General features: G+C 65.1%; 18 protein-coding genes and 1 tRNA gene. 8 read left to right on the top strand and 11 right to left on the bottom strand.

The window, feature by feature from the left end; genetic code table 11:
• Positions 1–229 precede the first annotated feature (229 nt).
• From AC0V8S_RS08695 to AC0V8S_RS08680, 4 genes are all read left to right on the top strand, one after another.
• The gene (locus tag AC0V8S_RS08695) at positions 230–1,393 is read left to right on the top strand and encodes a M20 aminoacylase family protein (protein ID WP_183463588.1); all 1,164 of its coding nucleotides are present in this window, start codon (positions 230–232) and stop codon (positions 1,391–1,393) included.
• Positions 1,394–1,477: 84 nt separating this feature from the next.
• Positions 1,478–1,554, top strand: a tRNA-Arg gene (locus AC0V8S_RS08690).
• Between the two features lie 252 nt (positions 1,555–1,806).
• Complete coding sequence (locus tag AC0V8S_RS08685; protein ID WP_475437434.1) at positions 1,807–3,363, top strand: VOC family protein; 1,557 nt, start codon at positions 1,807–1,809, stop codon at positions 3,361–3,363.
• A 2-nt stretch (positions 3,364–3,365) separates the two neighbouring features.
• The gene (locus tag AC0V8S_RS08680; protein ID WP_475437433.1) at positions 3,366–3,983 is read left to right on the top strand and encodes a cytochrome b; all 618 of its coding nucleotides are present in this window, start codon (positions 3,366–3,368) and stop codon (positions 3,981–3,983) included.
• Between the two features lie 7 nt (positions 3,984–3,990).
• On the opposite strand, the gene AC0V8S_RS08675 is transcribed toward AC0V8S_RS08680, so the two are convergent.
• From AC0V8S_RS08675 to AC0V8S_RS08635, 9 genes are all read right to left on the bottom strand, one after another.
• Entirely contained in the window at positions 3,991–4,425 is a 435-nt protein-coding gene (locus tag AC0V8S_RS08675) for a YqaA family protein (RefSeq protein ID WP_183463594.1), read from the bottom strand.
• A gap of 6 nt (positions 4,426–4,431) precedes the next feature.
• Positions 4,432–5,940 (bottom strand): multicopper oxidase family protein, encoded by a 1,509-nt coding sequence (locus AC0V8S_RS08670; protein ID WP_475437432.1) that lies wholly within the window; start codon positions 5,938–5,940, stop codon positions 4,432–4,434.
• A 204-nt stretch (positions 5,941–6,144) separates the two neighbouring features.
• Positions 6,145–6,498 carry a cupin domain-containing protein gene (locus tag AC0V8S_RS08665; protein ID WP_475437431.1) on the bottom strand — a complete coding sequence of 118 codons (354 nt, stop codon included), beginning with the start codon at positions 6,496–6,498 and terminating at the stop codon, positions 6,145–6,147.
• A gap of 135 nt (positions 6,499–6,633) precedes the next feature.
• A complete protein-coding gene (locus AC0V8S_RS08660; RefSeq protein ID WP_475437430.1) occupies positions 6,634–7,527 on the bottom strand; it encodes a sugar phosphate isomerase/epimerase family protein in 894 nt (297 codons plus the stop codon).
• Positions 7,528–7,698: 171 nt separating this feature from the next.
• A complete protein-coding gene (locus AC0V8S_RS08655) occupies positions 7,699–8,637 on the bottom strand; it encodes an ABC transporter substrate-binding protein (RefSeq protein ID WP_475437429.1) in 939 nt (312 codons plus the stop codon).
• An 80-nt stretch (positions 8,638–8,717) separates the two neighbouring features.
• Positions 8,718–9,710: an ABC transporter permease subunit gene (locus AC0V8S_RS08650; RefSeq protein WP_183463603.1), complete on the bottom strand. Its 993-nt coding sequence runs from the start codon at positions 9,708–9,710 to the stop codon at positions 8,718–8,720.
• A complete protein-coding gene (locus AC0V8S_RS08645; protein ID WP_475437428.1) occupies positions 9,707–11,251 on the bottom strand; it encodes a sugar ABC transporter ATP-binding protein in 1,545 nt (514 codons plus the stop codon). The genes AC0V8S_RS08650 and AC0V8S_RS08645 overlap by 4 nt, the downstream gene beginning before the upstream one ends.
• Positions 11,248–12,627, bottom strand: coding sequence for an FGGY-family carbohydrate kinase (locus AC0V8S_RS08640; RefSeq protein WP_183463607.1), 1,380 nt, complete (start codon positions 12,625–12,627; stop codon positions 11,248–11,250). The genes AC0V8S_RS08645 and AC0V8S_RS08640 overlap by 4 nt, the downstream gene beginning before the upstream one ends.
• Positions 12,624–13,406, bottom strand: a complete 783-nt coding sequence (locus tag AC0V8S_RS08635) for a DeoR/GlpR family DNA-binding transcription regulator (protein ID WP_475437427.1) — start codon at positions 13,404–13,406, stop codon at positions 12,624–12,626. The genes AC0V8S_RS08640 and AC0V8S_RS08635 overlap by 4 nt, the downstream gene beginning before the upstream one ends.
• 184 nt (positions 13,407–13,590) lie before the next feature.
• On the opposite strand from AC0V8S_RS08635, the gene AC0V8S_RS08630 reads away from it, so the two are divergent.
• Genes AC0V8S_RS08630 through AC0V8S_RS08620 form a run of 3 tightly spaced genes read left to right on the top strand, consistent with a single transcriptional unit; the run spans position 13,591 to position 16,772 of the window.
• Positions 13,591–14,634 carry a class II aldolase/adducin family protein gene (locus AC0V8S_RS08630; RefSeq protein WP_475437426.1) on the top strand — a complete coding sequence of 348 codons (1,044 nt, stop codon included), beginning with the start codon at positions 13,591–13,593 and terminating at the stop codon, positions 14,632–14,634.
• Positions 14,635–14,649: 15 nt separating this feature from the next.
• Positions 14,650–15,924, top strand: coding sequence for an FGGY-family carbohydrate kinase (locus AC0V8S_RS08625; protein ID WP_475437425.1), 1,275 nt, complete (start codon positions 14,650–14,652; stop codon positions 15,922–15,924).
• Entirely contained in the window at positions 15,921–16,772 is an 852-nt protein-coding gene (locus AC0V8S_RS08620; protein ID WP_475437424.1) for a TIGR01459 family HAD-type hydrolase, read from the top strand. The genes AC0V8S_RS08625 and AC0V8S_RS08620 overlap by 4 nt, the downstream gene beginning before the upstream one ends.
• Here AC0V8S_RS08620 and AC0V8S_RS08615 read toward each other — a convergent pair.
• Entirely contained in the window at positions 16,759–17,784 is a 1,026-nt protein-coding gene (locus tag AC0V8S_RS08615) for a sugar-binding transcriptional regulator (protein ID WP_183463616.1), read from the bottom strand. The genes AC0V8S_RS08620 and AC0V8S_RS08615 overlap by 14 nt on opposite strands.
• A gap of 157 nt (positions 17,785–17,941) precedes the next feature.
• On the opposite strand from AC0V8S_RS08615, the gene AC0V8S_RS08610 reads away from it, so the two are divergent.
• A complete protein-coding gene (locus AC0V8S_RS08610; RefSeq protein ID WP_183463618.1) occupies positions 17,942–18,739 on the top strand; it encodes a hypothetical protein in 798 nt (265 codons plus the stop codon).
• A 19-nt stretch (positions 18,740–18,758) separates the two neighbouring features.
• Here the strand turns inward: AC0V8S_RS08610 and ptsP are convergent, their stop codons facing one another.
• Positions 18,759–20,735, bottom strand: coding sequence for a phosphoenolpyruvate--protein phosphotransferase (ptsP, locus tag AC0V8S_RS08605; protein ID WP_183463620.1), 1,977 nt, complete (start codon positions 20,733–20,735; stop codon positions 18,759–18,761).
• Positions 20,736–20,746 lie beyond the last annotated feature (11 nt).

Here is a 20,746-nt window from a genome sequence, read left to right as displayed (position 1 = left end):
CCGTAGTCGCCCCTGGCTCCGTAAGATTTCGTTACGTGACCGCCAGCATAATGAGTCCGACCCTCAAAAACGGACCACATTGGTGCGGTGCTATTTACCCTATGTGACGCCAACATGGCAAAGTGCCTGACAAAGACAATTCCAAAACCCGGGCACAATTGCAAAACCCCGGCACAATTGCAAAACACCAGGCTGAAGCCGGCTGCTCCAACGACGAAATGGAACCATCATGCCAATCCTGAACCGCGCCGCTGAAATGCAGGACGAAGTCGCCGGCTGGCGCCGGCATCTGCACCAGACGCCCGAGCTGAACTTCGACGTCTTCAAGACGGCGGCTTTCGTCACCGAAAAGCTGAAAGAGTTCGGTTGCGACGATGTGGTCACCGGCCTCGGCAAGACCGGCGTCGTCGGCATCATCCGCGGCCGCCAGGGCGAAGGCACCACCATCGGTCTGCGCGCCGACATGGACGCGCTGCCACTCAACGAGATATCAGGCAAGCCCTACGCCTCGACCGTTCCCGGCAAGATGCACGCCTGCGGCCACGACGGCCACACGGCGATGCTGCTGGGTGCAGCGAAATATCTCGCCGAGACGCGCAATTTCGCGGGCTCGGTGGCGGTGATCTTCCAGCCGGCGGAAGAAGGTGGTGGCGGCGGCAACGAGATGGTCAAGGACGGCATGATGGAGCGCTTCGACATCTCCAAAGTGTTCGGCATGCACAACATGCCGGGCCTGCCTGTCGGCCAGTTCGCCATCCGCCCGGGTCCGATCATGGCGGCGACGGCCGAGTTCACCATCACCGTGAAAGGCAGGGGCGGCCATGCCGCGATGCCGCACGGCACGATCGACCCGATCGTCATCACCAGCCAGCTGGTCGGCGCGCTGCAGACGATCGCCTCGCGCAGCACCGATCCGGTCGAGGCCGTGGTGGTGTCGGTGACCAAGTTCCATGCCGGTGATGCCTACAACATTATTCCCGAATCGGCCGAGATCGCCGGCACCGTGCGCACCTTGCGCAAGGAGATCGCCAAGAAATCCGAGGAGCGTATCCGCACCATCTGCGACGGCCTGGCGACCGCTTTCGGCGCCAAGATCGAGGTCGACTACCAGGCAAATTACCCCGTGACCTTCAATCATGCCGAGGAGACGGTGTTTGCCAGCGACATCGCGGCGACCGTCGCCGGCGATGCCCATGTCCATCGCGGCATCCAGCCGGTGATGGGCGGCGAGGATTTCTCGTATATGCTGGAAGCCCGCCCCGGCGCCTTCATCTTCATCGGCAATGGTGAAACCGCCGGTCTTCACAACCCGGCCTACGATTTCAACGACGAGGCCATCCCGCATGGCATGAGCTACTGGGTGAAACTGGCGGAAACCGCGCTCGCCGCCTGACGAGCGCCGCACAAAAGGCTGGCCGATTGCATGCGGCCGGCCTCTTGGCGAAACGGTCCGAAGCGGCTATGTGTCGGGCCGCGTGGTCCCGTAGCTCAGTAGGATAGAGCGGCAGATTCCTAATCTGTAGGTCACAGGTTCGATTCCTGTCGGGATCACCATTCAGTCACTGCAAATATGAGTCGCAGCGGCTGGCTCGAAATTCGGGTGATTTGTCCGAGGGTTAGCCGCAGCTCTGACTCGGCCAGTGGGTCGACTAGACTGGGCGCGGAGCCTTTGCGCGCTTTAGTTATCACCGAAGGCGGCCGTTCCCAGCAATTCGGCGGCGGCGTTGCCACAAAGCAATTTGTTCAACTCGGATGACCGGCACGCGCCGATGATGGCAAGGAACGGTTGAGGAAGGCATCGACCGAATGACATCGGGCATCCACCACATCACGCTGGTTACACGCAAGGTCCAGGCCAACGTCGATTTCTATGTCGGCTTTCTCGGACTGCGCCTGGTCAAGCGGACGGGTGGTTTCGAGGACGCCGAGCAACTGCATCTGTGTTATGGCGACACCATCGGTTCGCCGGGATCCCTGATCACCTTCCTCGTGTGGGAGGACGGATCACCCGGCCGGATCGGCCTCGGTCAGGTCGCGGAAGTCGCGCTGTCCGTTCAGCCCGGCGCCATCGGCTTCTGGATCATGCGGTCGTTGCAATTCGGACTGAATGCGAGCGGACCAACGCAGGAATTCGGCGAGCCCGTGCTGCGCTTGACCGATCCGGACGGCGTAGCGATCAAGATCGTCGGCAGCGCCCTGCCCGCGCATGCCTCACCGGCCGTCAGCCCGGGAATCGAGCCGGCCAACGCAATCCAGTGCATCCGCGGCGCGACGATTTTCTCTGCGGTTGCCGAGCAGACCTCGGCATTCCTGCAGGATTATTTCGGCTATCGCCCGCTCAAGCATGCCGGGACCGTGCAGCGCCTCGTCTCGGACAGCGGGGACGTTGTCGACGTCCGTGACGCCGTTGGTTTCTGGCCGGGCGTGCCAGGGACCGGCGTCGTCGACCATATCGCCTTCCGCGCGCCGGACCTCGCTGCGCTGGAGACGGTGGAGCGCCGGCTTGCAAGCCTCAACTCCAGCGCCACCAACGTTCACGACCGCAAATATTTCGTATCGCTCTACGTCCGTGAGCCGGGAGAGACCTTGTTCGAACTCGCAACGGACGGACCCGGAATGACGGTCGATGAACCCATCGGAACCCTCGGTTCGGTGCTCTTCGTTCCGCCTTCCGACGCCGAGCGGGCGGACGCCATCCGCACGCGGCTGCCGCAGTTTTCGTTGCCGGGCGAGGATCGCATACGGTATCTCGACCTGCCCTTCGTGCACCGGTTCCATGTGCCATCCGACCCGGACGGCACGACGCTCGTGCTGTTGCATGGGACCGGCGGCAACGAGGCCGACCTGATGCCGTTCGCGGCGAGCCTGGCGCCGCGCGCCACCTTGCTGGGGGTGCGCGGGCGCAGCGTCGAGGAGGGCACCTTGCGCTGGTTCCGCCGGTTTTCGGCAACCGCGTTCGATCAAGCCGACATAAGGGCCGAGGCAGCAGCCTTTGCCGCCTTCGTGGATGGTGCGATCGGCGGCTATCGGCTGGACACGAACAGACTGGCGTTCCTCGGATATTCCAACGGCGCCAACTTCCTTGTGGCGGCCATGCTGCTGCATCCGCCCCTGGCCCAGCGCACCATCCTGCTTCGCCCCTCACTGGTCCTCGAGGCCCGGCCGGACGCAGATCTGTCGGGCTGCCGGATAGTGATGATCGAGGGCCGCGATGATCCCTATGCATCGCTTCTCCCCGGTCTTGCGTCGGTCCTGAGCGAGCGTCACGCGACAGTGTCCGCGCTAACAGTGCCTGCGGGTCACGAACTGAGCGATGCCGATCTGCACGTCCTGGGACCGTCGATAGAAAACTGGCTCGCCTGACCATGCGCACCCTTGAGAACCGTCGGGCAGCGGAGGCGAGCGCGAAACCTCGCCTGCATTGGCATTTCGGCATTCGTCTGCTGCATTGGCTGACGGTGATCGCGCTCGTGGCGCAAATCGTCATTGCCTTCGGGCCGATGCGGGGGCCGGGCATGGCGATGATGAACTGGCTGCCGCTTCACATGTCGATCGGCGTGACGATCCTGGCCATCATCGTCCTCAGGCTTTGCTGGCGCATCTTCACCTGGGCTCCCGTCAGGCCAACCTCGCGGTTGATGCGGTTTGCGACGGCTTTCTTCCACATGGTTCTCTACGTCACGATCCTCGCCGTCCTGATAACGGGATGGCTGGGCTACCGGCCAATGCCTTTCATGCCTCCCGCACGGCTCTTCGGAGACTTGCCCGTGCCATTGGCGCCATCGGTCGGCGCGCTGTCAGCAAGGGGCTTCGCGTTCGTGCATCAGAAGCTGGTCTGGATACTGCTTGGGCTTGCCGGTGTTCACGTCCTGGCTGCCCTCGCGCATTTCGTGCTGTTACGCGATGGTGTCATGCAAAGCATGGTTTTTGGCCGGTCGCGCACGGCCTCTCAGGACCAGAGCCATTCCAGGAAAGACGTGTAACGGCTGATCACGCCGTCGCCCACAACCCTGCCGCAATGATCACCGCATAGCGTGCAGCCTTGCCTGTTGCGACAAGAGCGACGAACACGCCGAGGTTCACGCGTGCAGTCCCCGCCGCAAGGGTGAAAGCATCCCCGACAACCGGCAGCCAGGCAAACAACAACGTCCACTCGCCAAAGCGCCGGAACATCCGGCATGCCTGCTCATAGCGATCCGGACTGACTGGAAACCAGCTTCTGTTCCGCAGCGTGTCGATGCCACGCCCCAGAACCCAGTTCACCACGGAGCCGAGCGTGTTACCGATCGTGGCGACGGCAAGAAGCAATGCGGGATCGCCGCGGCCGGAGACGATCAGGCCGGCGAGCACCGCCTCCGATGAAACAGGCAGGACGGTTGCGGCGAGGAACGCGCTGATGAACAGTGCGCCATAGAGCGCCGCCATGCCGGACTATGCCCGCACGTCGACAATGCCCATCATGCCGAGCTGCTCATGCTCAAGGATGTGGCAATGATACATCCTTGGCCCCGGCCGGTCCTGCCGCAACAGCAGCCTGACCGTCTCTCCGCGCGCGACGTTGACCGTGTCCTTCCAGGCGCGATAGGCCGGCTTTGATATGGTGCCGCCGCGTTCGTGCTCGACCACCTGGAACTGCGTCCCATGCACATGGAATGGATGATCCATGTCCGCCTGGTTGACGATCTCCCAGAGTTCGACCTCGCCTACCTTGGCGACGACGTCGATGCGCTTCATGTCGAAAGCGGCGCCGTTGATCAGGAACCCCATCTCCATGCCGCTGGCATTCATGGCCATGGTTTCGGTGAAGACAAAGCGGCGACTGACGGCAGGAGCCCCGAGCTGCGCGACCGGACGCAGCCTGTCCGGCAGTGGCGGGACCGGCTCGGCCGCCGTTTCGGAAACACTGACCGTCAACAGCGTCAGGCCGGCGTCGGCAGGGCGCCCCGGCCCCATCCAGCCGCGGTCATAGTCTAGCGTGGTAAGCGCGGCCGCGCCGGGCTTATTGAAAGAGACGACCAGTTCAAGCCGTTCCGCCGGGCTAAGCAGGATGTCGCCGGCCGCGACCGGGCTCTCCAGCAGACCGCCGTCCGTCCCGATGATCGTCATCGCCGCGTCGTCGAAGGAGAGCCGTAAAAACCGCGCGTTGGTCGCATTGTAAAGCCGGAAGCGCCGCTTCGTGCCAAAGGGGACCGTCAGCGTCGGATTCTTCTGTCCGTTGACCAGCACATGGTCGCCGACGCGCCCGTTCATCAGGTCCGTCATCGTGTTGTCGGGCAAGGTGCCGTCGGCGGCAAGGCGCAGGTCGGTGAACACCAGCACGGTATCGCCATGGGCGGCCGGGATCGGATCGGCCTTCGGCTTGACCACGAACGCGCCGGCAAGGCCGCGATAGACCTGCTCGGCCGTCTTGCCGTGCGGATGCGGGTGATACCAATAGGAGCCGGCACTGCCTTCCGGCAGATCGAAGCTGTAGGTGCGATCGGTGCCGGTGGCGACCGGGTCCATTGGATTGCCGTCCTGGTCAGCCGGCACCGGCATGCCGTGCCAGTGGATGGTGCTTGCCTCGTCCGCGATCCGGTTGGCGAAGGTGATCTCGACACGGTCGCCCTCGACCGCCTCGATCAGCGGCCCGGGGCTGGTGCCGTTGTAACCGAGGATCGGCGTGTCCAGTCCCTCCGCAAAACGCGCCGTGGCGGATGCGGCCGTCAGCGTCGCCTTGAACAGGCCGGGCGTGCTGGCTTCGTTGGCGAGCAGGGGCAATTCGCGCAATGCCTCGCCCTCCGGCAGCACGGCCGCGCCTTGTGGCGCCGCGCCCATGTCGTGGCCCGCGTCGCCGCCCATATCCATGCCGGGCATGTCGTCCATCTTCATCTGGGCGACGGCGCGCTCACTCACAAGAACCGCCGCAAGACCAGCTGCCAGAAAACCGCGTCGATGCATCGGTCGTCTCCTCGATCAGTCATTGAGCGCCAGGGGCGATCCTAAGAGACTGCCGATGCCCGGCCAGGTCAATGCGGCGTTTGGGCCGCCTGGGTTGGCGCGACACTGTGACTGTTGGAAGCTCTCTCCGAGCTGACGCTATGCGGTCGGCATTAAATGTCCGCCATGGTGCCGACCATCAGCGGCCTACCCGAACAAGCCGGCTCAGCCGACCCTGACCACAAAATGCTTGGTCACCGGCTCGATGATCTTCCAGGTTCCCTTGAAATCGGCTTCCACCACGAAAGCATCGCCAGGGCCGACTTCGACAGGCGTGCCGCCGTCGGGGGTGATGATGATGCGGCCGGCGATCATGTGCACGAACTCATAGTCGGTGTAGGTCGCGTGATAGGTGCCAGGCGACGCCCGCCACGTGCCCGACATCACATTGCCGTCCTCCGTCGTGTGCTGGACCGCGGTTTGCATGGTCGGGTGACCCTCGACCACGATCCAGCCGGGCAGATCGCCGGCTTCCGCGTGTTCGATCGCGCCGAATTTGAGGATCGTCTGGTTCGTCATGCCTGGCTCCTTCTGCTTCATGTGTCGCAGAGGTCGGATAGCCCATGCACATGACGGGGGCAATGCACGTATCACGATAACCAGCGGCGTCTGCGCATCCAGGCAGCTCAGAAAATCCTGCCGCCCGCGACCGCCCTACGGCTTGTGACGCGCAGAGACGAGTTCCGCCTTGCGCCGCGCCGTCTCCAGCCCGAGGCCGATGAAGGCGCGCGCGTGCTTGGCGAGTGCCATATTGTCGGTCCACAGATTGCGCCAGATCGCGGTCTTCTTCGACAGGTTCTCGTCGACGATCTCCGAGGAAAAGGATTCGAAGCTGAGATCATCGGCATAGCCGATGGCGGTCAGCGCATCGAATATCCCTGCGAAGTCGATATTGCCGGTGCCGAGAAAACCGCGATGGCTCTCGCCAATATGGACATAGCCGATCTTGCCGGCGCCGTGACGGATGGCCAGTCCGACATCGGCTTCCTCGATGTTCATGTGGAACGTGTCGAGATGCAGGAAGATGTTGTCCGAGCCTGTGTCCTCGATGAAGGCGAGACCTTGTGCGGCGGTGTTGAGCAAATTGCTTTCGAAGCGGTTGACGATTTCGAGATTGAGCGTGACGCCGGCCGCCTTCGCCGTCTCGGCGACCTTGGCCAGAGTTCCGGCGCTGCGGTTCCATTGATCGCGCGTCGGCGCTTCAACCTGCAGGCCGTGGCTGGCCGACAGAATGCCGGCAACCTTGCTGCCGCCAAGGTCGCGCGTCAGCGCGATGGTCTGGTTGAGGATCTCGACGCCGTGTGCGGCGACCGCCTTGTCGGCGCTCGATATGTCGCCATCACCAGGCAATCCGATGCTGATCGCCACACCGAGACCGAGATCGGCGATGCGCTTGGCGAGCCAGCCAATGTCGACATCGGCCGGGTCGAGATAGGAGAATTCGATCAGGTCGAAGCCGGCCTCCCTGGTGTTGGCCAGCGTGCGTTCAAGCGCGCTCTGCGCCGAGCTTGCCGACCAGACGAATGAATGGATTCCGATGCGCGCCATGATCGTCTCCGGTTAGCGGCGATGAGGGTGGGCGCGGCCGGATCAATCCGGTCGCGCCTTTAGAGCAATTCCAGGAAAAGTGTGTAGCGGTTTTCCGTTCGGAATTGCGTCAAAACAAAGAGTTAGAGCGGTTCGCCGTTTCCGTGAAACGGTGAACCGCTCTAGGAGTGATCAGCGGGCCGCGGTCCAGCCCTTGTAGTCCTTCAGGGTCTCGGCGGTGATCAGCTTGGGATCGAGCAGCACGATCGGTTCCGCCGGCTTCTTGCCGGCCAGCAGGTCGGCCGCCATCGTCAGCGACTGGCCGGCCATCACATAGGGGTCCTGCGAGGCCGAGGCCTTGATCATCGACTTGCCGGAAGAGAGCTCCTTCTCGATATCTGGCGCGCCGTCGACCGCGGTGAAGATGAACTCGGAGCGGTTGAGCTGCTTGGCGGCGAGCTGAGCGCCGATCGCCGTCGGATCGTTGATGGCGAACACCGCGTCGATCTTGTCGAAACGAGTGAGCAGGGATTGGAACACTTTCAGGCCGCCGTCGCGCGAACCTTCGGCGTTCTGGTCGTCGGACAGGATCTTGATGTCGGCATGCTGCGAAAGCACGTTCTTGCAGCCCTTGACCCGCTCCAGGATCGACGACGATGCCGGGCCGTTGAGGATAACGTAGTCGCCCTTGCCGCCGGTGTGATCGACCAGATACTGGCAGGCTTCCTCGCCGGCCTTGACGTTGTTGGTCATCACGGTGACGTCGGCACCCGGCGCCGAAACGTCGAAAGCGGCAACGATGATGCCGGCTGCCTGCGCCTTCTTCACCGCCGGCGCGATCGCCTTGGCGTCGACGGCGTTGAGCATGATCACGTCGACGCCGGCGGCGATGAAGGAATCCACCTGCGAGACCTGCTTGTTGAGGTCATAGTCAGCCGACACCGACGTGACCTCGACTTTCGGATTGATCTTCTTGGCCGCGTCCTCGATGCCCTTGATGGTGGCAACGAAGAAGGGATTGCCGAGCAGGCCGACCGAGATGCCGACCTTGTTGAGGTCCTTGGCCGATGCCGGCGCGATGGCGACGGCCGCGAACGCGGCGCCGCAGAGCAGTTTGGCGATGGTCTTCATTACGCTTACTTCCTCCTGATGCACCGCGCCTCTCACGGTGCGTTACACAAGCCGGTCTTTGATGCCGGCGACCAGGTCACTCACGTTCTTGCCCCTGCCTGGAGCCGGTAGCGGTCGAGGGCGACCGCCACGATGATGACCAATCCCTTGATGATGTACTGCCAGATGTCCGAAACCCCGGCCAAGATGAGCCCGTTGGAGAGCACCGCGATGATCAGGCCACCGATCAGCGTGCCCCAGATCGAACCAACGCCGCCGACGAAACTGGTGCCGCCAAGGATGACGGCGGCAATGGCGTCGAGCTCGTAGGACTGGCCGAGCTGCAGGCCATTGGCGGCGTAAAGCCTCGCCGCCGACATGGCGCCGCCGAGGCCCGCGAGCAGGCCGGACACGCCATAGACGAAGAGCAGCACCAGCGGCACCTTGATGCCGGTCAGCCGCGCCGCTTCGGCATTGCCGCCAACGGCATAGATCCAGGTGCCGAGCACGGTGCGCTTGAGCACCAGCCAGGACAAAACGACCACCGACAGTGCGATGACGACCAGCCAGGGAATGCCGAACAGCGAGCCATTGCCGATGAAGTCGAACGGCAGGTCCGAGTTGAACACGGTCGTGTCCTGCCCGAGCAGGCGGGCAATGCCGCGCACGGCCGTCAGCGAGCCCAGCGTGACGATGAAGGGCGGCAGCCTGATATAGGCGACGAGCAGCCCGTTGATGAGACCGAAGCCAAGGCCGGCCAGGATGGCAGCGGGCACGCCGAGCAGGCCCCAGTCCGGCACCAGCGACACCAGCACCGCCACCATCGCCGAAGCGGCGAGGATGGAGCCGACCGACAGGTCGATGCCGCCGGTCAGGATGACGAAGGTCATGCCGGCGGCAAGCACGATGTTGATCGACGATTGCTGCGTGACGATGAGCAGATTGGTTTCGGTGAGGAAGCGGGGATTGATGAATTGGAAGCCCGCCGCCAGCAGCACCAGCACCGGCAGCATGCCAAGCGCGGCGAAGGCCGTGCGCAGCCGCCGGCTCCTGACCGTCACCTGATCCACGCTGGTCATCGTTTTGTCGGTCATTCCTGAGCCGCTCCCGTCGCAAGTTCCATGATCGCTTCCTGACGCAGCGGCTCGCCCCCGGATGCGGTCACCTCGCCCGCAATGACGCCGTCGCGCATCACCAGCACGCGGTCGGCGACGCCGATCACCTCGGGCAATTCGCTTGAAATCATCAGGATGGCGATGCCGCTGTTGGCGAGATTGTCGATCAGCCGGTAGATTTCCGACTTGGCGCCGACATCGACGCCACGGGTCGGTTCGTCGAGGATGACGACCTTCGGCTCGGTCTCCAGCAGCCGGGCGAGCAGCACCTTCTGCTGGTTGCCGCCCGACAGCGAGCCGGCATTGACCTGCGCCGAGCGGGTGCGGATCGACAGATCCGCAATGGCTTTTGCCGCGCGCCTGTCGGCCGCGCCGAAATCGCGGAACCCGCCGGCCCGCGCGTCCCTGGCCAGCACGCCCATGCTGATGTTGTCGGAAATCGACATATCGAGGAACAGGCCGAGCTCCTTGCGGTCCTCGGTCAGGTAGGCGATGCCGGCATCGAGCGCCTCGCGCGGCGAGCCGATGGAGATCGGTCTGCCATCGAGTTCCAGCGTCCCGGCGCTGCGCCTGTCGGCGCCGAAGATCAGCCGGGCAAGCTCGGTGCGGCCGGAGCCGACGAGACCCGCGAGAGCCAGCACCTCGCCCTTGTGGAGGTCGAACGAGCAGTTCTTCAGCAGGCGCCCGTCGGACATGCCGCGTACCGAAAGCGCGACGGCGCGCTTCGCGTCCGGCGGGCGATGATCCTTCTTGTAGAAGGCGGAGAGATCGCGGCCGACCATCATCGACACCAGCCGCGAGGCGTTGAGGTCGGCGCGCTCGAGCGTGCCGACATAGCCGCTGTCGCGCAGCACGCTGACGCGGTCGGCGAGCTGGTAGACCTCTTCCATGCGATGGCTGATGTAGATGATGGCGATGCCTTGCGCCTTCAGCGTCGCGATCACTTCGAACAGGCTGTCGGTCTCGCGCGATGTCAGCGATGTCGTCGGCTCGTCCATGACGATGATGCGCGCATTGGTCGACAGCGCGCGCGCAATCTCGACCAGCTGGCGCTCGCCAAGCGACAGGCTTGAGACCAGCGCACGCGCCGAAAAGGAGACACCGAGCCGCGCGATGATTTCGTTCGCGCGCCGGCTGCACTGGTCGCGGTCGACGATGCCGAAGCGCCGCGGCTCGTTGCCGAGGAAGATGTTCTGCGCCACCGTCAGATTGGGCGCCAGCGACAGCTCCTGATAGATCACAGCGATGCCCGCTGCCCGTGCCTTGATCGGATCGCCGGTCGCGGCGGGCACGCCATCGATCAGGATCTCGCCGCCGGCGTCCGGCCGATAGGCGCCCGACAGCACCTTCATCAGCGTCGACTTGCCGGCGCCGTTCTCGCCCATCAGTGCGTGCAGCTCGCCGGCATGAACGGTGAGCGAAACATCCTGCAAGGCGCGGATCGCACCGAAGGTCTTGGAGATGTGGCGCATCTCCAGCACCGGATGGCTGCTCGCCTGCTTCTGCGCGGTCGCGCTCATCGTGCACCACCTGCCGCCTTGACGGCGGCGCCGTGACCGGCAACGCGATCACGCCAAGTGTCGCGGTAGCCGGCAAGGCCACCGAAGCGCGTCGCATGCACCGGCTCCGGCACCTCGGCGGCGAAGTCGCGTCCGACGCTCTCGAACGCGAGCGCGGCCGCGCCCGTGGCGCTGCCTTCCAGCGTGGCGCCTTGCAGGAAGGCCTGGCCGGGACGCAGCTGCGCCACGAGCCCGGCAAGCAGGCCGCCAGTGTTCAGCCCGCCATCGACAATGACGGTGTTCTGCGAATGGATCAGGTCGAGGCAGAGATCGACCATCAGCGCCACGTAAAGCAGCGCCACAGCGGCGCGTTCTCCGGCATCGGGCGTGCACCCGACCAGCCGGCCGGGACGGTCCGGCATCGGCCCGCCCGGCGCGAAGCTCGGCAGCGCCATGATGCCGGCGTCGATCGCTTGCTCGACCGCGCCATGCGGAATCGCGCCTTGCCAGCCGTCGCTGATGGCGGCGAATTCGCGCCCGCCCATGAAGCGGACAGTCGGCACCGGGCCGCCGTCGACATCGACATTGACCAGCATGTCGCGGTCACGATCGAGCACGTCCAGCGGGCAATCGGGATTGAGCACGACGACCCAGGTGCCGGTCGACACCACTGTCAGCGGGCCAAGCTTCTGGCGGCGATAGGCATAGAGCGCCGCATTCGAGTCGTGGACGCCATTGTGGATGGCGATCGGCGGCGAGCTGCTGCCGAGACGCCGCTCGCCAATGACCGCGCCGGCGCGTGCGAAGGCCGGCATCTGGCCGCGCCACCCCTCGGCGTCGACCAATGAGGAAAAGTCCCGTTTGCGCGGCGCCCACAAATGCGAATGGCAGCCGAGATAGGAGACTTCCGAGACGGGTCGGCCGCCGAGGCGCCAGCTCCAGTACTGGGGATAGCCGAGGATCGATTTCGCCGCCACGAACACATCGGGATCGACTTCCTGCAGCCACAACATGTGACGGCCATAGTTGAAGCCGAGCGGCAAGCGGGGCGAGAACGTCTCGGCAAAATCCGGAATGCGGCGATCGATCCGGGCAGCGGTCTCGGCCGGCGGTTCCTGCTCGTAGTCGAGGATCGGACGCGTCAGCGCCGTGTCGTCCACCAGGGCAAAGGTGCAGCCATGGCCCGACACCATCACCCCTTCGACGCCATGGTTTTCAACCGCATCGGTGACGGCACCGAGCGCCCAATCATGCAGGCCGGCCTCGTCGAGCACGCTGAAGCCGTCTCGGCGCATCCATTTCGGCTGGGTCCGGCGCTCGTCAAGGATGCGTCCATCCTGGCCGAAGACGAACAGCTTCGAATTGGTCTTGCCGAAATCGAGCACTGCCACTTTCACGCGATCGCTCCCGAGGTGGAGGCAATCCGCACCATGACACCGGCATCTTCCAGCATGCGCGCATCGGCATCCGAAAGGCCGTCATCGGTGATCAGCGTGCCGATGCGCGACAGCGGCAGCGCGACATTGCGCGCGTGGATCGACAGTTTGCGGCTATCGGCCAGCACCACGATCTGGTCGGCGCAGAGGCTGAGCTCGACGATGGAGCGCACCAGCAGCGGGTGCGATTCCAACACGCCTTCCTGGTTGAGGCCCTGCGCGCCGAGGAAAAATTTCGAGGCATAGAAGGGCGTTGCCTGGGTCGGCGAGTGGATGATGCCGGGTTCGCGATGCAGGTCGCCGCCGGCGACCGTCAGGCTGCAATGGCCATGGTCGCTGAGATAGGCCGCGAGCGGCATCGAATTGGTGTAGAGGCGGATGTTGCGGTCGGCGAGCTTGACGCCGAGATGGAAGCAGGTCGAGCCGCCATGGACGATGACCGCGTCGCCATCGCGCACCATGGTCGCGGCGACGGCCGCGATCTGACGCTTGGCCTCGACGGCGAGGTCACGGTTCTCGTCATAGGGCCGGGCATAGGCGATGCCCGCCTGTGAAGCGCCGTCGAGCGCCGAGATGCCGCCATAGACCTTGCGCGCTTCACCGGCCTCGTCGATCCGGTCGATGTCGCGCCGGACCGTTGCCGCCGAAACACCCAGCCGCTCCTGCAGTTCGCGTACCGAGGCGAACGGGCGGTCCCGCAGCAATTCGACGATCTGACGCTGGCGGCCGAGGTCGCTCAACTCTTTCCTCCCCAAATGCCATTTTTCCATGGCGATTGGTGCAACTTACTCAACATTAGTCAGATTGCAAGCCAGTTTTGACGATAGTAGATCACTGTTGACGTAGATCACTCATATCTGCGATATCAGCGCCAACAGCGGCCCGGGCGACGGGATTTCGCGCAAGCGTTAAAGGAAAGGCGCCATGGCAACCCAAGCTGATGCGCAGGAACTGGCAGCCTTGCGGGCGCTTTCGGCTGGCATTGGACTGGACCCGCATATGACCCAGGCGGCGGGCGGCAACACCTCGCTCAAGGCTGGCGACACGCTGTGGATCAAAGCCTCCGGCACCTGGCTGAAGGATGCACTCACCCACGACATCATGGTGCCGGTGGCGATGGCGCCGCTGCTCAAGGCGGTCGAAAAACGCGATCCGGCCGCAGACAAGCCGCAGGCCTTTGCCATCGATGAACTCAATCCGCGCGGCCTGCGCCCGTCGATCGAAACCACGGTGCATGCCTTGATGCCGCAACGGGTGGTGCTGCATGTCCACTGCGTCGACACGATTTCGCTTGCCGTGCAGGCCGATGGCGAGGCCGAGGTCACCAGGCGGCTCGCCGGCATCGAATGGGCCTATGTGCCCTACTTCCGGCCGGGCCTGCCGCTTGCCCGCGGCATTGCCGAGAAACTGCGGCCTGGTGTCGACGTGCTGATCCTCGGCAATCACGGACTGGTCGTCGCCGCCGAAACCGTCGCCGAGGCGGAGCGGCTGCTCCACCGCGTCCGCTCGCTGCTGGCACGGCCGGCGCGTGCGACTGCAGCGCCCGACATCGCGGCCCTGACGGCGCTTGCCGGCGACAGCGTCTATCGATTGCCGGCGGATGCCGAAGCGCATGCGGTCGCGCTCGATGCGGAAAGCCGCCGCATGGCCGAGGCCGGCAGCCTTTATCCGGACCATGTCATCTTCCTCGGCCAGGGTTCGGTGGTGGCCAAGCCGGGCGAGAACGCGGCCAGCGTCACCGCGCGGCTCGGCGCACTGCCTGTGGCGATCCTGTTTCCGGGCGCCGGCGTGCTGATGCGCGGCGACGCCAGCGCCGGAGCCGATGCCATGCAACGCTGCCTCGGCGACGTGACAGCACGCGTCGATGTCGCGGCACGATTGAACTATCTCACCGCCGCCGAGAATGATGAACTGGTCAATTGGGACGCCGAGCAGTATCGCCAGAAGCTCAATGCCGCCGGCGGCTAGCAAAGGATTGAAGACATGATGCCCCTTGTCATCGGCATCGACATTGGCACGTCGGGCGCGCGCGCCGTCGCCATGCGCCCGGATTTTTCCATTGCCGGCCAGTCCGCTGTCCGGCTCGACAGATTTGGCCAAAATCCCCGAGACCCCTCGGCGTGGTGGCAAGCCGTGCAGACGGCTCTGACGGAGCTGCTTTCGGGCATCGACCGTGCCGAGGTCCGCGCCATCGCCATCGACGGCACGTCAGGCACGCTGCTGCCGGTCGACGCCGCCGGGCGGCCGCTGGCCGAACCGTTGATGTACAACGACAAGGTCGACGACGCCGACATCCTGGCCGCCGTCGCCCGCGAGGCGCCTGAGGCAAGTGCCGCGCACGGCGCGACTTCAGGCCTCGCCAAGGCCCTGCGGTTCCAGCATCTGCCCGGCATCGCAGCCGTGCTGCACCAGGCAGACTGGATCGCCGGCAATCTGTCCGGCCGCTTCGACGTCAGCGACGAGAACAATGCGCTGAAGACAGGCTACGACATCGAGGCGCGCAGCTGGCCGGACTGGATCGCGGCCACCGGCATGCGCATGGATTTATTGCCTGATGTCGTCGAACCAAGCGATGTCACCGGCACGCTCACTGCCGCTGCCGCGCAGCTTTTCGGTCTGCCGCGCGATGTGGTCGTGGTCGCCGGCACCACGGATGGCTGCGCCTCGTTCCTGGCGACGGGCGCCACGGCCGCCGGCGACGGCGTCACGGCACTGGGATCTTCGCTCACCATCAAGATCCTCTCCGACCGGCCGATCTCGGCACCGCGCTTCGGCATCTACAGCCATCGCCTCGGCGACACCTGGCTGGCGGGTGGCGCGTCGAATTCCGGTGGCAAGGTGCTGGCGCAGCATTTTTCACTGGCGCGGATCATCGAGCTGAGTACCGCGATCGACCCCACGACAGAAACCGGCCTCGACTACTATCCGCTCGGTACGGCTGGCGAGCGCTTCCCGATCGCCGATCCCGCCCTGCCGCCGCGCCTTACCCCAAGGCCGGCTGACGATGCCGACTATCTCAAGGCGATGCTCGAAGGCATCGCCGCGATCGAGGCACTCGGCTATCGCAGGCTGGCCGAACTCGGCGCACCGGCGCTGACCTCGGTCAGGAGTGTCGGCGGCGGCGCAGCAAATGCGGCCTGGACGGCGATCCGGCAACGCAAGCTCGGCGTCGATTTCCTGCCCACGCTTTCCGACGAGGCGGCCGCCGGCACGGCGCGGCTGGCGCTGAAGGGTGCAAGCAAGGCGGGACTGCTATGAGCGCGAAAACAATCGAACGCCTCGACGGCATCGGACCGCTGGCTGAGCGATACCAGGTCTTCCTGCTCGACCAGTTCGGCGTGCTGCATGACGGCCAGGCTCCCTATCCCGGCGCGGTGGAGGCGTTGTCGGAACTGAAGCGCGCCGGCAAGACGGTGGTGCTGGTCTCCAATTCCGGCAAGCGCGCCAGGCCCAATGAGGACCGCCTGCTGAAACTCGGCTTCACCGCCGGCAGCTGGGACCATTTTGTGTCGTCCGGCGAGGTGGCGTGGCGGTCCTTCAATGACATGGCGGCATCGGGAAAGCTGCGCCCGGGGACAAAATGCCTGCTGATCAGCCGCGACAACGACCGCACGGCGATCGAAGACCTGCCCTTCGTGCTGACCGAGGCCGGTGAAGACGCCGAGCTGGTGCTGATCTCGGCCAGCGAGGGCGACCGCCATGACCTCGACCATTATCGCGAACTACTTGCCCGGGCAGCGGCGCGGCAGGTACCGTGCTTCTGCACCAATCCCGACAGGATCATGCTGACGGCGGTCGGACCGCGCTTCGGCGCCGGCGAGATCGCCGATCTCTACGAAAGCCTGGGCGGCAGTGTCACCCGCATCGGCAAGCCCTATCCGGCGATTTTCGATGCCGCCCTGGCGTTGGCCGGCGAGCCTGAGCGTGGCAGCGTGGTCTGCGTCGGCGACAGCGTCGAGCATGACATAGCGGGCGGCAACGGCGCCGGCGTCGCCACGGCGCTGGTGCTCGGCGGAATATTGGCGGACACACCGGATCTCGCCGCCGTTTTCGACGAGCAGCAGGCCTGGCCCGATTACATCACGGGATCCTTCAGCTTGCGCTGACCGCCTCGAGCATACGCCTTGCGCTTTCCTCATCGGTGATCAGGATCGTCGGCGCGATCAGGTTCATGGCGCCGAGCAGCGCCTCGGTCTTCTCCTCGCCGCCGGAGGTGAGGATGCGGATTGGCGCCGCGCGCAGACGGTCGACCTCCACCGACATCACATGGCTGTTGACGGGATGATCGACCAGATCGCCATTGCGGTCGAAGAAATGGAACAGAAGGTCGCCGACGGCACCACGCTCGAGCAGGGCCTCCCGGTCCGCTTCCCTGAGAAAGCCGCCGCGCGAGAAGGTGGTGGCCGAAGCAATGCCACCGACGCTCAGCAGAACGGCATCGAGCACGTTGGCCATCTCAAAAACCTCCTGCAGGCCGCAGCGCTCGACCAGCGCGATCTTCGTCTCGACGCTGTCGACGACGGCCGGCGTCGGGATCAGATAGCCGTCGCCCTGGAATATCTGGGCGAAGCGCCAGGCGAACTCGGCCGGGTTGTAGCGCCGCACGACGCCGACACCGCCCAGCAGCGAGATGACCTTGAAGTCCGTGAGCGATTTGGCGCTGATGAAGGGCAGGCTGGAGAACAGCGTCCGGCCCCAGCCGACGCCGACACGCATGCCTGACTTCATCGTGTCGGACAGGAAAGCCCCGGTCTTGGCGCTGATCGCCGGGATCGGATCGGCATTGGGCGCCGTGAGCGGCGCCACCAGTGCCTGCTGCAGGCCGAACGTCCGTTCCAAGGCGCGCTCCAGCCGTACAATCTCCGACAATTCGCTCTCGATGGTGATCTTCACCTCGTTGCGCGCCCGCGCCTCGGCCAGCATGCGCACGATGGTGACGCGACCGACGCCGAGCACATCGGCGATCTCGTTCTGTGTCATCTGCTCGACGAAATACATCCAGGCGGCCCGGATCCTGAGGCGGTCCGTCCGGCTTTCACTAGCGACCTGTTCGGTCGTTTCGGCTCCCGCCCACCCCTCTTCGGCACGCCCCTCTCCGGTTTGTCGTCGCCTGGCCAAATCATCCCTCCCCCGCGGCGACGGACGAGCGCGCCGTCGCCGATTCTGCGTGCTGGCCTAGTATCGCCTATTGATCTACCAATCGATAGGAACAATGTAGAGTTGGTGGCCGGCCCCCTGCTGGCCGCCCTCCATGGCACTTTCGAGGCGATCCGCGATGCTCCGACAAATCTCCGAAGACGTCCGCGTCAATCTGAAGGACCGGTTGCGGGAAGTCCGCGACATCATCCGCCAGAGCCGCCATGACGGCAGCGGCGACGCCAGCGTCCTGCGCGAAGCGACCAGCCATCTGCCGCCATTTCCGGGCAAGGGCATCGAGGGCCTGCTCAGCCATGCCGCGAGCGCCGTCGACGAAGCGTTGTCGATCGCCGAATCCTTCGTCCCGCATGAGCGCCCGATCAAGGTGGACGGCACGACCGTGAAAGGCCTCGGCACCTATTTCCCGGCCGGAAACGAAGACCAGCAGTTGAGCGCCGAGCGCCTGTTCCGGCGCGACATGTACTATCTGACCAAGGCGGTGCTGGCCGGGCTGAAGATCGACAATGCCCGCATCCACGAAGCCGATTTCGCCGCCGCGCATGCCACGATGCGCAAGCGCCATGGCGATCTGCTGGCTGCCCTGGCCATGCCCGGAGCTGCCGGACTGCAGGCAATCGCGGCCACCTGCGCGGCGCTGCTGGTCGAGTTGCTCAACCAGCGACCGGTGCGCTTTGCCGAAGCCGCGCCGGAAACGGCAGGCGAACGGGCGCCCGACATAAGCTGCCTGGCGCCGGTCGTTCTGGCCTGCGGCCTGGCGACAACCGGCCGCGACGGCGCGCCGGAGCCGGACATGCTGGAGATCGCCATCCTGGCCGCCGATATCCGTCACGACCGCATTGTGCAGGCCTGCGCCAAGGCAAGCCCGGTCGAGGAACTGACGCCGGTCTTTGCCACCTTGCTTGCGCATTTGCCGTAGCTCCGGCAGCTGTCGGGGACTAGTCCCCGGTTGCCATGGCCGTGATCGTCTTCTTGGCGCGCTGGATCGAGGCCGGGCTCATCGAAAGCTCGGTCAGGCCCATCTCGATGAAGGCCGGGATCAAATCCGGCCGTCCGGCGGCCTCGCCGCACATGCCGACCATGATGCCGGCGGCGACGCCGGCTTTGGCCGTCAACTCGATCGCCGACATGACCGCCGGATTGGTGACGTCGTTGAGCTTGGCGACGGTCGGGTTGAGCCGGTCGGCGGCCATGATGTACTGGGTCAGGTCGTTGGTGCCGATCGAGAAGAAGGCCACCTCTCTGGCCAGCGCCGGCGCGATCAACACGGCGGCCGGGGTTTCGATCATTACGCCGAGATCGAACGTCGCATGCGCCATGCCTTCGGCCTTGAGTTCGGCAGCGCATTCGTCGACCAGTGCGCGGGTGCGCGTGACTTCGGAAATATCGGACACCATCGGCAGCATCACCTTGATGTTGCCGTGCACAGCGGCCCTCAGCAGCGCCCTGAGCTGGCGCTTGAAGATATCGGGCCGGTCGAGGCACATGCGGATGCCGCGCCAGCCGAGAAAGGGGTTCTCCTCGTCGGGGAACTCGATGCCGGCAATCGGCTTGTCGCCGCCGATGTCGAGCGTGCGCACGATGACCGGATAGGGTGCAAAGGCCTTGGCCAACGCCGCATAGGTCTCGGCCTGCATGTCTTCCGAGGGAAGGTGCATGTGGCGCATGAACAGTAGCTCGGTGCGGAACAGGCCGACACCCATGGCGCCGGCTTCCTGCGCCGCCTCGATCTCCTCCAGTGAGCCGATATTGGCCGCGACCTCGATCACCTTGCCGTCGGCGCGCTTGGGTGTCACCGTCTTGAAGGCGGTCAGGCCGGCGCGTTCCTTGGCCGCCGCCTCGACACGGCCCGCGTAATCGGCGCGCGTCGCCGCGTCCGGGTCGATGATCACATGGCCGGTGTTGCCGTCAAGCGCCACGTCGCGCGCGGTGCGCAAGGCATTGACCTGGTCGCCAAGGCCCAACACCGCCGGAATACCATGCGAGCGAGCGATGATGGCGATGTGCGATGTGGCGCCGCCATGGCCGCAAATGACGCCGCCAATGCGCTTCAGCGGCGCGCGCGCCAGATCCCAGGCGCCGATGTCGTCGGCGATCAGAATGGCGCCTTCGGGGATGTTTTCGAGGCTGACGTCGTCCTGGCCGAGCAGCACCAGGCAGATCTGCCGCCCCACGGCATGGACATCGTCCGCCCGGGCATTGAGATAGTGATCGTCGACGGCGTTGAAATCGGCGGCGATGGTGGCGGCTGCGGTGATGACGGCCGAGACCGCATCATTGCCGCCCTTGATCGCCTTTTCGGCCTCGCCGGTCAGGCTGTCGTCGGCGGCGATATCCCTGAGTGCCGCGACGATGCCCCGGTCTCCCGCGGACAGGCTGTCCTGCGCCAAGGCTCGGTCCATGCGCGCCTGGACGGCGGCGACGGCGGTACGGAACCTGTCGATCTCGCCGGCGATTTCGTCAGCCTGCAACAGGCGGCCCTGTCCGGCGATGTCAGGCGGGAAATGTGCGAAAGCTGGCCCGATGGCGACGCCCTCGCTGGCGGCGACACCGCGCAAGCCGTTTGCCTGACCGGGCACGGATTGGAGCACCGGTGCGGGTGCCGTTTCCTGGCCGGCATCATTGGCCGGGCTGTGCGGCTCGGCTTCATCGTCGAGGCCCGCCTTGGGGTTTTCCAGATAGCCGATCAGCGCTTCGATCGCCTCGATGGCGTCGGCGCCGTTGGCCCGCACGGTGACTTCCTGGTTTTCCTTGACCGCCAGCAGCATCAGCTTGACGGAGCTCTTGGCGCTGACCGCCTTGCCGTCCTTGACCAGTTCGACATCGGATTCGAAGCCCTTGGCGAGCTTGACGAAGCGCGTGGCGGGACGGGCGTGCAAACCTTCATGCACTCTGACGATGGTCGAGCGTTCCATGGCAAATACTC

It is taken from the genome of Mesorhizobium oxytropidicola (assembly GCF_056174625.1).
The sequence above is the reverse complement of the archived record's forward strand: the minus strand, read 5'-3'. Positions and strand labels throughout refer to the sequence as shown.